The sequence below is a fragment of the Psychrobacter sp. 1U2 genome, assembly GCF_051847575.1.
Genome location: NZ_JBPYDC010001516.1, coordinates 1 through 584, shown reverse-complemented (window position 1 = coordinate 584; position 584 = coordinate 1). Strand labels below are relative to the sequence as shown.

1 pseudogene is annotated in these 584 nt (G+C 38.0%); it reads left to right on the top strand.

The features are described from left to right. Positions 1 to 250: 250 nt before the first annotated feature. Positions 251 to 584: pseudogene (purH, locus tag ACS8FD_RS22930) on the top strand (bifunctional phosphoribosylaminoimidazolecarboxamide formyltransferase/IMP cyclohydrolase); the annotation flags it as partial.

Sequence of the window (584 nt, the reverse complement as noted above, 5' to 3'; positions counted from 1 at the left end):
AGTTTTGTGTAAATGAGTCAGATGTTTTATTATAGACATCGTGATTGTTAGGGTGTTGTTTTTAAGGTTAGGCGATACATAGCTGACTGCAGATACGCTGCTATAACCTTAAAGTTTCACTTCATGCTGTTAATATCACGCTTTATCATTATTGTATAAGGCAATTTATAGATTAAATGTAATTGTATCTGTGATTGCTACTACTATCTTGCCGGACGTTTTGTCGGGCTTTTTCTATGGAATCGTTTTTATGGCTACCAAACCGTTTGCTCTACTCTCAGTCTCTGATAAATCTAATATCATAGAATTTGCTCAAGGGCTTATTCAGTCAGGATTTGACTTATTATCCACTGGTGGTACTTATCGGTTGCTCAAAGAGCATGATGTGGCGGTAACTGAAGTATCAGATTATACTGGTTTTCCTGAAATGATGGATGGCCGTGTCAAAACACTACATCCAAAAATTCATGGCGGTATCTTAGGTCGCCGTGGTACAGACGATACAGTAATGAATTCACATAGCATTGATCGTATCGATTTGGTCGTGGTTAATCTGTATCCATTTGCTGAAACGATTGCTCGTG